3 protein-coding genes are annotated in these 12756 nt (G+C 52.4%); all 3 read left to right on the top strand.

What is annotated here, in order from left to right:
* The first annotated feature begins 613 nt into the window (after positions 1-613).
* The 3 genes from KSMBR1_RS18445 (at position 614) to dnaJ (ending at position 12577) form a co-directional block, all read left to right on the top strand.
* Positions 614-1765, top strand: coding sequence for a baeRF3 domain-containing protein (locus tag KSMBR1_RS18445; protein ID WP_099326631.1), 1152 nt, complete (start codon positions 614-616; stop codon positions 1763-1765).
* 597 nt (positions 1766-2362) lie between these two features.
* On the top strand, positions 2363-10927 hold the full coding sequence (locus KSMBR1_RS18450) for a GH36-type glycosyl hydrolase domain-containing protein (RefSeq protein WP_099327117.1): 8565 nt from the start codon (positions 2363-2365) through the stop codon (positions 10925-10927).
* 558 nt (positions 10928-11485) lie between these two features.
* Positions 11486-12577 carry a molecular chaperone DnaJ gene (gene dnaJ, locus KSMBR1_RS18455; RefSeq protein ID WP_099326632.1) on the top strand — a complete coding sequence of 364 codons (1092 nt, stop codon included), beginning with the start codon at positions 11486-11488 and terminating at the stop codon, positions 12575-12577.
* The last annotated feature ends 179 nt before the right edge of the window (positions 12578-12756 follow it).

Below are 12756 nucleotides of genomic sequence, written 5' to 3' on the forward strand. Positions count from 1 at the left end.
ATAGGAGCATCAATTAACAGGATTAACAAACTGGATCGGCTAAGAAACAACCGCTAAGTAAGAAACATGTGCTAAAGAATGCGAAGAAACCCCTTAAGGGGAGCTAGTAACAATGCCCTTTTAGGGCTAATCAAGCCACCAGCTATGCTGGTGGTACTGACTTTCCTATCGTTCCCAGGTTCCACAGGCTGGGTCAAATCGGCAATTTTACCCTATTTCGCGATATGCATTCCCCACTTTAATGGAAAAACAGTAATAAATAGGGCATAAAACAGGCAAAATGTAAGGAGTTATCCCCACTTATGCGACAACAAGGTTCATTTGACCCAGTCTGTCCAGCTTGGGAACGGGGTTGTTTGTGTAGAGACGCACGGCCGTGTGTCGCTACAATGCTTTGAATAAAAAAAAGAGAGTAACACTTAGACGAAGCAAATGAGGAAGGAATGAGATTGGACGACGCACCTAACAAAAGCATGCACTGTAGTACGCGGAGGTAGCGTCATTATTTTAATGGTTAGCACGCTCGCGCTCCCCATTTGATACCTAGCCGGGGGCGGATAGCTGTCGAGTGCGCCGGCCCAGATAAAACACATCACATAAGAGAGGGGAAATAATGAATTCGATAAATCAAGACTACACAGCGGGGGTATTGGAGGCTTGTGAGCCGCCGTGTCTCTCGCTCTACCAACCTACACATCGGCACCATCCGGAAAACCAGCAGGATCCGATCCGGTTTCGGAACCTCGTGAAGGCACTAAAAGAGTCGCTATTACGGAAATATCTTGCGTATGATATCCAGCCTTTTTTGGATCCCTTTCTGGCATTGGCTGAAGATCGCGACTTCTGGAATCACACCCTAGACGGCCTGGCAGTGCTGGGTGCAAGAGGCAGGTTCCGGGTTTACAAGCTACAGCGTCCGGTTGCCGAATTGGCTATTGTAGCAGATAGTTTCCACACCAAACCCCTGATGTACATCCTTCAGTCAGCCGACCGTTATCAAGTTCTCGGTTTGAACCGAAAGGAGATCAGATTGTTCGAGGGCAATCGTTATACTTTGGACGAGATCGAACCGGCACAGGGCGTCCCAAAGACGATCACCGAGGCACTTGGAGAAGAATTGTATGAGTCGCACCAGACCGTCGCCTCCTACGGCGGCGTCGGGCAAGGGCACTCGCCTATGTACCATGGACACGGTGGGAAAGCATCTAAGGTGGACATCGACACAGAACGATTCTTCCGCTCCATCGACCGCGCGATCATGGAGCACCACTCGCGGCCTTCGGCCCTGCCGCTGATCCTGGCGACGTTGCCGGAGCATCACCAACTGTTCCGCCAAGTCAGCCACAACCCATACCTGATTGACGAAGGTCTTGATATCCAACCGGACGCCCTATCCATCGATGAACTCCGCCAGCGCACCTGGCAGGTTCTCGAACCGCGCTATTTGGCACGGCTGGCTGCGCTGGGCGAGGAGTTCCGCAGTGCACGATCCAAGGGTGCCGGTCACGACGAACTTGGGCACGTCGCCAAGGCTGTAGTGGGTGGTCGGGTCTCTAAGCTGCTGATCGAAGCCGACCGCGAGATTCCAGGTAAGATCAATGCAGCGACCGGCGATATCAAGTTTGACGACTTGGCTGACCCGGAGGTTGATGATGTGCTCGACGACCTGGGGACATTGACCCTGAAGATGGGTGGGCAAGTCTTCATAGTCCCTAGTGAGCGGATGCCGACGGAGACGGGTATAGCTGCGATCTATCGATACTGAATCGCAGTGGTAATGGCAATAGAAGAACAGGCTTGCGCAGATTCAGATTGGCATCTGTAGCAACATTTAGAATAACTACCGGCATGTGCCCAGCATAGCAAAAAAGATGCAATAGAAGCAGAAAAGGCTTTTGGCAGATTATTAAAATTAAAAGTAGAGTGTAAATAACAATTAAATCCAGAGTACGGCAAAAAGTGCCAACGCTGATTTTGGTCATTAGGTTAGGACATAAAATCCGATAACATAGTGCAATTATACTCCAAAAGGGTTAAAATTTAATCTTTACTTTTAGCATAATTTAAGCTCAGAGCCTTTGTGGACGTGAAACTTCAGTCTTTTTAAAAAGTTAAAAATTCAATCGTTTAGAGTTTAACGCCTACGGTGGTGGAGATGGAGATGGAGATGGAGATGGAAATGGAAATGGCATTATGCCTCCATAACCTGCCAATAATTCAAATAGGCGGTTCAGATCATTAGGTCAGTGCAGATCGCGCTGACTACCTCGTATTCGAGCAAGGAGAGGGAGGCATCTTTATCAAAGAGTTCAGATTTTTTTCACGCATGCGGAATGTGCTGCATAACGAATTGGATACCGAGTTGCTGCGGTCGGAACTGTTCAGTATTGAGCAACTGAAGCGTCACGCGATCAGCCTGGCGGGTCAGCATAGAATAGATCTACGGCGAAGGCCTGACAGGTTGCTGCCACGTCTGGCAGACAATGAGCGAGTTCTGTTGGCGGCGTACGACGTCGTGACAACCGCAGCGACGCATGGACAACGTATCACGCCGGCAGAGGCTTGGCTGCTCGATAATTTCTATCTGATTGAACAGCAGATCTGTCTGGCGCGACGGCATTTACCGCGCGGATACAGCCGGCAGTTACCGAGACTGGCCGATGGCCAGTCAGCCGGTTTCCCCCGTATCTATGACTTAGCGCTGGAGTTAATCTCTCACATGGACGGTCGCGTCGATAGAGACAACGCCACCCAATTCATCGCTGCTTACCAGGCCGTCGTACAGTTGAAGCTGGGCGAATTGTGGGCATTCCCGATTATGCTGCAATTGGCGTTATTGGAAAATCTGCGCCGCATCGGGGTACGTATTGCCTATCGGCGCAAGGAGCGTGATGCGGCCATCACATGGGCAGACCGCATGCTCGCCACGGCTGAAAGCGAACCGAAACAACTGATCCAGTTGCTGGCCGCTTTTGCCAATGCCGATGTACCTCTAACTGCACCGTTTGTGGAGGAGTTCTACGCTAGACTCCAGGCGCAGGGTCCCGCAATGGCCTTCGTTCAAACGTGGTTCGAGCACAAGCTATCCGAACAGGGGGTGACCGCAACGCAGTTGTCGGCGGTGGACGGCCGAATCGCTGCGGCCAACCAGATCTCCATCGCCAACAGTATTAACAGTCTGCACTTCATTAGCACCATGGACTGGAAGGATTACGTAGAGTCGCTCAGTGTCGTCGAACAAACCTTGCGTGAAGACCCTTCGGGGGTGCACGCAAGCCAGGATTTCGCCACCCGAGACCGCTACCGCCATGCCATAGAGGACGTGGCGCGCGGCTGCGCATGCAGCGAAATGGATGTAGCACGCAAAGCTGTGGCTCTCGCGCAGACGGCTGCATTGCAACTGGGACTGCACGACCGCAGCGCACATGTCGGGTATTACCTGATCGATCACGGGCGGCAGATGCTGGAACATGAGGTTTGCTGTCGTGTATCGTGGAAATTGCGAATAAGCCGGACCAGCCGACATTTCCGCCTGCCCCTTTATCTTGGCCTCATTCTGTTGCTTACCTCACTGACGACAGCGGTCGTGCTTTCCTCATTTGGTGGGTTCGGGCTAGGTGACTGGCGGGTCTTGTTTTTTTCGCTTCCTCTGGTCATTGGTGCCTCGGCGCTGGCGGTACCGCTGGTGAATCTGCTGATCACACTCACCCTGCCACCGTGCTCATTGCCACGACTGGATTTTGCCAAAGGGATTCCAGACAGCCATCGCACCATGGTGGTTGTCCCCACCCTGCTGGCAAGGCCGCAGGACATTGATGATTTGCTCGAAGCTATGGAGATCCGCTATCTTGGCAACCGCGATCCCAATCTGTTCTTTGCCCTGCTGACGGATTTTAGCGACGCGCCGGAACAAACACTGCCTGACGACAAGGCCTTGCTCGCCCATGCATGCGCCGCGGTGCGGACGCTCAACGAGACCTACAGCGAGGATCGCCCGTGCATCTTCTCTTTGTTTCATCGGCCTCGAGTATGGAATCCGTTCGAGCAGATATGGATGGGGTATGAACGCAAACGCGGTAAACTGGAGCAGTTCAATGCCAGGCTCAGAGGCGGGGCGCAAACGGCCTTCTCAGATATCGTCGGCGATCAGTCCATCCTCGCTTCGATCAGGTACGTCATTACCCTGGATACCGACACGCAACTGCCGCGCGATGCGGCACGCACCCTGATCGGTAATCTAGCGCATCCTCTTAATCGGCCGGTCTATAATGCAAACAAGAGGCGCATTGTCGAAGGCTACGCGATACTGCAGCCCCGCACTTCGATAAGCCTGATTAGTGCAGGTCAGTCACGTTTTACCAAACTGTTCGCGGGAGACTCGGGCATAGACCCCTATACGCGCGAAGTATCGGATGTCTACCAGGATGTTTTCGGAGAAGGCTCGTTCATCGGCAAAGGCATCTATGATGTGGATGCATTTCGACAGGCCGTTGACGGACGCTTTCCGGAGAATCTCATCCTCAGTCACGATTTGCTCGAAAGCGGATATGCGCGTTCAGGACTAGTGACCGATGTCGACCTGATTGAAGAACACCCGGCCAGCTATGCCATTGAGGCCAGCCGCCGCCATCGTTGGATACGCGGCGATTGGCAGCTTGCCGGCTGGCTTCTGCCTTGCGTCTCAGGGCCGCCTGGTCGGAATGGAACGAAGACAAGGCGACAGGCGAATCCGCTCTCGGCTTTGTCGCGGTGGAAGCTTTTCGACAACCTTCGGCGCAGCCTCATAGCACCGGCGCTACTTGCCTTGCTAACATGGGGATGGTTATTGGGACCTGGAGCAGTATGGCTTTGGTCCATGCTGGTCGTAGCGGTGGTATTCCTGCCCACACTGCTATCAATGGTGATAGAACTTATTCGCAAGCCCGGGGAACGCGATTTGCTGGTGCACCTGAGTCTGACCGGCAAATCTGCGGGCCGCCCGATTATGCTAGCCTTGCTGGCCTTGACCTTTTTGCCCTACGACATGTTAATCTGCCTGGATGCGATCCTGCACTCGGGGGTGCGAATGCTGTTCACGCGACGCGGCTTATTGCTCTGGCAACTGCCTTCTTACGCACGCCGCAACGCATGTCGTACGCTGTCCGACTTTTTCAGAGAAATGCGAATTGCGTCTGTTTTCGCAGTGGCGCTGGGCGTAGCGTTGGCATGGACATTGGGAAACAACCGATCGGTAGAGTTACTCTTCTCTGTGCCGATCTTGTTGCTGTGGCTAGTGTCGCCCTGCGTCGGCTGGTGGATTAGCCAGCCGCTGCCATCCCTCACCCCTGATCTGAGCTTCGAGCAACGTGCGTTTCTGCGGATATCGGCTCGGAGAACATGGCGCTTTTTTGCTGACTTTGTGGGTCCGCAGGACAACTGGCTGCCGCCCGACAACTTTCAGGAATATCCGGCGCCGTCCATCGCCTCGCGCACATCGCCTACAAACATAGGCATGGCGCTGCTGGCACACATGGCTGCGTACGATTTCGGTTATCTCGCAACCGGAGAATGCCTGCGGCGCATAGGTAATACCCTGGCAACGATGGAAGAGCTGGAACGCTACCGCGGCCATTTTTACAACTGGTACGACACCCGCACGTTGCAACCACTGCAACCACAATACGTCTCTTCGGTGGACAGTGGCAACCTGGCCGGCAGTTTGCTCACCCTGCAAGCGGGGCTGGCGGAACTAAAGTATCAGCCGGTGTTGCCATCCAATGCGTTTCAGGGACTACATGACACTCTGCGTGTACTTGTAGAACTCCTGCCCGCTTCTATCGTTCCTGATCTGGGGAATAAAATCAGGTTGCTGCTTGACACCTTCCACGCATTCATGCTGAATGGACAGCCTCATACGTTGACTGCTGCGTTCAGTGCTCTGAACGATATTCTCCGCACTAGCGGGGATCTGGTTGCATGGCTGCCGACAGATAGCAATAGCGAACTCGTCTACTGGGTACAAGCATTCGATCATCAATCCCACGCCCTTCGGGATGAGCTTGAGTTCCTGGTACCCGAACCGTTGCAGAGCAACGCCATTCCGACACGGGGGGAACTGGCCGGTGAGTGCGGTGCAGGTGTAGGCGCACGGGTGCAGCTTGACATCATCAATAATCTTATGAATCGTTGCCGCACACTTGCGGTAATGGATTTTGAGTTTCTATACGATACCTCATGCAGCCTGCTGACCATCGGCTACGACGTGAGAGAAAGACGCCGCGACCCGTCCTGCTACGACCTGCTGGCTTCGGAAGCGCGCCTAGCCAGTTTTCTGCTCATCGCACAGGGACAGGTGCCGCAGAAGCACTGGTTCGCGCTCGGCCGATTGCTGACCAGTCATGGTGGCAACGTAAGTCTGATTTCTTGGAGCGGATCAATGTTCGAATACCTCATGCCGCAACTAATCATGCCGAGTTACGCAAATACCCTGCTGGATCAGACCTGCAAAGCCTCTGTCTTGCGACAGATTGAATATGGTCGGCAACGCGCGGTGCCCTGGGGCATTTCCGAGTCTTGCTACAATGCCACCGACCTGCACCAAGTCTACCAATATCGGGCGTTCGGCGTACCAGGGCTTGGTTTCAAACGTGGGTTGGGAGAAGACCTGGTCATCGCACCCTACGCCAGTGCATTGGCGCTGACAGTGCTGCCGCGGGAAGCGTGCCGCAACTTACAAGTGCTTGCTGATAGTGGATTTCTCGGCGTCTATGGATTCTACGAGGCGGTCGATTACACACTCTCACGTGTGCCGCGGGGCAAACCTCACGTTATCGTGCGGTCGTTCATGGCGCATCACCAAGGCATGAGCCTGTTGGCCTTTGCGCATGTATTGCTAAACCAGCCGATGCAGCGCAGGTTTATGTCCGACCCGCTCACACGGGCAACAGAATTATTGTTGCAGGAACGTGTGCCGAAAAAAGGTGCCACCCTGCACCCTCACGCAGCCGAAGTGAGCGCCGCCTCCAACCCTTCCGGTGCAAACGTCAACTCGATCATACGTGTATTCACCGAGCCTAATATACCTATCCCCGAAGTACATCTGCTATCTAACGGCCACTACCACGTTATGGCGACTCATGCCGGCGGCAGTTACAGCCGCTGGCGTGACCTCGCCATCACCCGTTGGCGCGAGGATGCCACCTCTGATGACTGGGGCACCTTCATTTACCTGCGTGACTGCGATAGTGGACGGTATTGGTCGACCGCGCATCAACCGACCCTGCGCCGTGCCGATCACTACGAGGCAATCTTCGTGCAGGCACGTGCCGAATACCGGCGGCGAGACCACGCGATCGAAGCGCACACAGAAATCATCGTTTCCCCGGAAGACGACGTCGAGATCCGTCGTGTAACACTCACTAACCATTCGTCAAGGCTCCGTCATATCGAGGTAACGAGTTACGCGGAAGTAGTGCTGGCGCCATTGAATGCCGATCTGGCACATCGTTCATTTAGTAATTTATTCGTGCAGACTGAAATCTTGTTTGAGCGGCAGGCGATCCTCTGCACCCGACGTCCCCGCACACCTGGAGAGCATGTGCCATGGATGTTTCACCTGTTTGCCGTACATGGCGCCATTGCCGACGAGACGTCTTTCGAGACCGACCGCGCTCAATTCATTGGGCGTGGTCGCACGGTGGCCAACCCGGCGGCGCTGGATAGCAGCAACAGTCCACCTGCCCTGTCGAACACAGCGGGGTCGGTACTCGATCCCATCGTGGCAATCCGCCGTACCATTAGTCTGTTCCCCGACGAATCGGCGACCTTGCAGATTATCTCCGGAGTCGCGGACACGCGCGAGGCCGTATTGGTATTGCTGGAGAAATATTGCGACCGGTACTTTGTCGAACGTGCTTTTGAGATGGCATGGTTCCAAAGCCAGGAGGTGCTGCGCCACCTCAACGCAACCGAGGCCGATGCCCAAGACTATGGACGTCTGGCCAACTCCGTCATTTACGGCAATACACTGCGCCGCGCCGCACCTGGAATCATTACTCGTAACCAACTGGGACAGTCCGGGTTGTGGCGTTTTGCCATCTCGGGCGATCTGCCGATAGTTTTGCTGCACATTGGCGACCTCGACCGCATTGATCTGGTCAGGCAGGTATTGCAAGCGCATGCCTATTGGCGAATAAAGGGAATGGCCACCGACCTGGTGATAATAAACGAGGATTTTTCTGGCTACCGGGCCGTCCTGCAAGACCAGATCATGAGATTGATCAACGCGGGGCCCGAAGCGCACATCATCGATAAACCGGGAGGAGTCTTCGTGCGACGTGTCGAAGAGATTTCGGAGGATGAGCGGGTTTTGCTGCAGACGGTCTCCCGTATTGTCTTCAACGACACCGCCACGACCTTGATTGAACAGGTGGAACGCCGTGTGTCGTCAGGGCGTGTGCCTGACCGCATGGAGCCCTCGCGGCAAGCGGCCGCCGAACAGGTTTATCCGCTGGAGGTGCGCGATCTAATTTTCAGCAACGGTCTGGGCGGCTTCACGCATGATGGGCACGAATATGTCATCACCCTTGAACCGGGACAAAACACGCCGGCTCCATGGGTCAATGTGATTGCCAGCCCGCACATCGGTACGGTAGTTAGCGAGAGCGGCAGCGCCTATACCTGGGTGGAAAACGCGCACGAGTTCCGGTTGACCACATGGCACAATGACCCGCTAACCGACATCAGCGGCGAGGCACTCTATATCCGCGACGAGAAAACTGGTACATTCTGGTCGCCGACGCCGTTACCCGCCCGGGGGCACTCCGGTTATGTGTGCCGGCATGGGTTCGGCTACAGCGTGTTCGAGCACCTAGAAGTAGGCATCGCCTCTGAATTATTCACCTACGTCGCCATGGACGCACCGGTGAAGTTCTTGGTGGTCAATTTGCACAATCAATCAAATCGCGTGCGCAGTCTGTCGTTGACCGGATATTGGGAACTGGTACTTGGCGAGTGGCGACATGCCAATCTGATGCATATCGTCACCCAGAAGGATCCCCAAAGCGGTGCGCTGTTTGCTAACAATGCCTACGGCCGCGAATGCGCCAATCGAGTGGTCTTTGCCCATGTCAGCGAGCGAGATTACTCGGTAAGCGGAAGCCGTACCGAATTCATCGGCCGCAACGGCTCGCTGGTCAGCCCGGCGGCGATGCGTCAAAAACGATTGTCGGGCAGGACCGGGGCCGGCATGGACCCGTGCGCCTCGATACAAACCAGGATCGAACTTGCCGCAGGGCAAAAGCGCGAGATCGTGTTCATATTCGGCGCAGCCCGCAATGTCGCTGAAGCGCAGTATTTCATCCAGCAATTTGGCGGACCGGCTGGCGCCAGACAGGCGTTGGAAACAGTGTGGGAACACTGGAATCACACCTTGGGTGCAGTACATGTGGAAACACCAGATCCCGCACTAAATATGCTGGCCAACGGCTGGCTTGTCTATCAGACACTGTCTTGCAGGTTATGGGGGCGCAGTGGTTATTATCAGTCCGGAGGCGCCTACGGGTTCCGTGATCAATTGCAGGACACCATGGCGCTGATCCATGCAACGCCATGGCTCGCCCGTGAGCACTTGCTCCGCTGCGCCGGACGCCAGTTTCTCAAAGGCGACGTGCAACACTGGTGGCACCCTCCCAACGGACAAGGCGTGCGCACCCATTTCTCCGATGACTATCTCTGGCTGCCGTATGCAACCATTCGTTATGTGCAGGCGACCGGGGATACAGGCGTACTCGATGAGACCATCCATTTCCTGGAGGGACGCGAATTGAATTCGAAAGAGGAGGCTTACTACGACCAGCCGCAACGCTCGCCCGAAAAAGCCAGCCTCTATGAGCACTGCGTACGCGCCATTAAGCACGGTTTGCGTTTCGGCATCCATCAATTGCCACTGATGGGCTGCGGCGACTGGAACGATGGAATGAATCTTGTCGGTAGCGATGGCAAGGGTGAAAGTGTATGGCTGGCGTGGTTTCTGTACGATAACCTGCAACGATTTGCCGACATTGCGCATAGTCGCGACGACGCGGACTTTGCCGAAGTGTGCAGCGGGCAGGCCGAGCGGCTGCGCATTCACATTGAGGCAAATGCCTGGGACGGCGCCTGGTATCGGCGTGCCTGGTTCGATGATGGCACCCCCTTGGGTTCGTCTGTTAACGACGAATGCCGGATCGATTCGATCAGCCAGAGCTGGGCGGTTATCTCAAACGGCGGCGATCAGACGCGAGCCCGCCAGGCGATGGCAGCGGTAGACCAGCACCTGGTGCAACGCGAAGCGCAGTTGATTCAGTTGCTCGATCCACCCTTCGATAAATCAAACATGGAACCTGGCTACATCAAAGGTTACATACCAGGCGTCCGCGAAAATGGCGGACAATATACCCATGCCGCAGTTTGGGCTACAATGGCATTTGCCATGATGGGTGACATGGAACGCGCGTGGGAATTCTTCGGCATACTCAATCCCATCAATCATGGCAGCACGCCTGAGGCCATCGAACGCTACAAGGTCGAGCCTTACGTCATGTGTGCGGACATCTATGGTGCATCGCCACACATCGGTCGCGGCGGCTGGACATGGTACACCGGGGCGGCTGGCTGGATGTACCGGCTGACAGTTGAAACCTTGCTGGGCCTGCAACTTGAAGTGGACATTCTGCGTATCGTACCATGTATTCCAGCCCATTGGGCATCGTACAAAATTCACTACCGCTATCGCGACACCGTCTACCATATCATCGTCAACCGTGTAGTTGAAAATTCACAGCAGGTGGTCCGCGTATCCTTGGACGGCACTGAGGTAAATGGTGCCGGCGAGGCGGGAGCCGGTCGAGGCTGTATCCCACTCGTGAACGACTGCCAGGCGCACCAAGTTGTTGTAGAGCTGGGATGATGGTAGATTGAAGGGTTGGGAAGCGTGTGCTTTCCTGGTATTTTTGTAAATGGCGTGGCTGACCACGAACAGGCGACCAATTTTAATATTTAGATTCAAGCTTGAATCGGTGCATTCCTTTGTGCTCGTTGTGTAATTTTTATTATTTGTAATCTCTTATGGAGTATGATATTTTCTTGAAAAATATTTTGCTATAAGCTTTACTTAAAACAAAAAAACATATTACCATTGCTTTGATGACCTCAATGGAGGCTATCTATTTTACGGGGAAACGGAATTTCTCAATCATCGGAGGCTTGGTACCTTATCAGTAATTTCTTTGCATTTTTTTAACAAAATATCTAATCGTCCAATATACAGTTGGCAATCCGCGGTTGACCAATGACAAATGACTGGCAACTGTAGGCCGTTTTCCTGCTTGTTTGGTTCTGGCTTTGGCAGGTTAGGGGTGCGCAGTTAAAAGATAACGTTAAATAATTAATCGAATTAAGAAGTAGGTAAGAGGTCTCCGTGTTTTTAAATGAATAATTTAAACAAATTTATCATCAGATTGTAATTATGCCAGAAAAAAAAGACTATTATGATTTATTAGGTATTGCGAAAAATGCTTCTAAGGAAGATGTAAAATCTGCATACCGAAGATTGGCTAAAAAATTTCACCCGGATCTTAATAAAGATAATCCAAAATCATCAGAAGAAAAATTTAAAGAAATATCTGAAGCGTATGAGGTGCTGATTGACGATAACAAACGTGCAAAGTATGATAGTTATGGTTATGCCGGAGTCGAATCTGATTTTGGGAAAGAGGGTTTTTCTTGGCAGAATTTTACCCATATAAATGATTTGGAAGATATATTTGGTCACGATATATTTTCTGATTTTTTTGGCGCCAGGACCAGTGGATATGGAAAGCCGGAAAGAAAGATACGACGCGTACAAGTAGAAATCAGCTTAGAGCAGGCATATAGAGGGGTTAGTACTGAAGTGGCTATTCCACATATGGAAAAATGCGGTGACTGTAATGGGTCTGGAGCGGAAAAGGGCACAAGCTTAAAAATTTGTAATAGATGTGATGGACGCGGAGAAGTGAAACAGGAACAATTGCAAGAATTTGGCAGAATAATTAAGATTGGTGTGTGTCCTGTATGTAATGGGCGTGGGAAAATTATAGAGAAATTCTGCCAGAGTTGTCATGGCACTGGTGAAATTCAAAGACTGGACAAAATAAAAATAAAAATACCTCCTGGTGTAGATAATGGCACGACATTAAGAATAGCACCGGACAAAAGCGGTGGACGTTTGAAAGAAAATATATATGTTTATATTTCAATACAACCGCACCCTTTTTTTCGCAGACAGGCGAATGATGTGTATATTAAAAAAGAAATTTCGTTAATTGATGCAACATTAGGTTCTAAAGTAGAAGTGCCTACTTTGGATGGAAATGCTATAATGAAGATACCGCAGGGTACTCAGACCAACACATTATTTCGGTTGCGTAACAGTGGCATGCCATATTTAAGGGGGCACGGACACGGCGATCAGTATGTTAGAGTGATAGTTAAAACACCTAAAAATATAACAAAAAGACAAAGGGAACTTCTTGAAGAGTTTGAGAAGCACGAGAAAGAGAAAAGTACTAAAACGTAGTTACAATTTAGTTTTTTGAAAAACTCAAATAATAGCGATGTTTGCCACACGGCGTAGGGGCGAAGCATTTGTCAGTTTGGGCATAAATGTATTTATAACAATTTAAGGCAAATGCTTCGCCCCTACTTTTTCAAAAAACTAAAGTGTTACATTATAGCAGAATTTATTATGAGCTAAGG

It is taken from the genome of Candidatus Kuenenia stuttgartiensis, assembly GCF_900232105.1.
GTDB lineage: Bacteria > Planctomycetota > Brocadiia > Brocadiales > Brocadiaceae > Kuenenia > Kuenenia stuttgartiensis_A.

Excerpts from the sequence above, each read along its gene's own strand:
- KSMBR1_RS18445 (WP_099326631.1), top strand. The coding sequence starts at position 614 with ATGAATTCGATAAATCAAGACTACACAGCGGGGGTATTGGAGGCTTGT.
- dnaJ (WP_099326632.1), top strand. The coding sequence starts at position 11,486 with ATGCCAGAAAAAAAAGACTATTATGATTTATTAGGTATTGCGAAAAAT.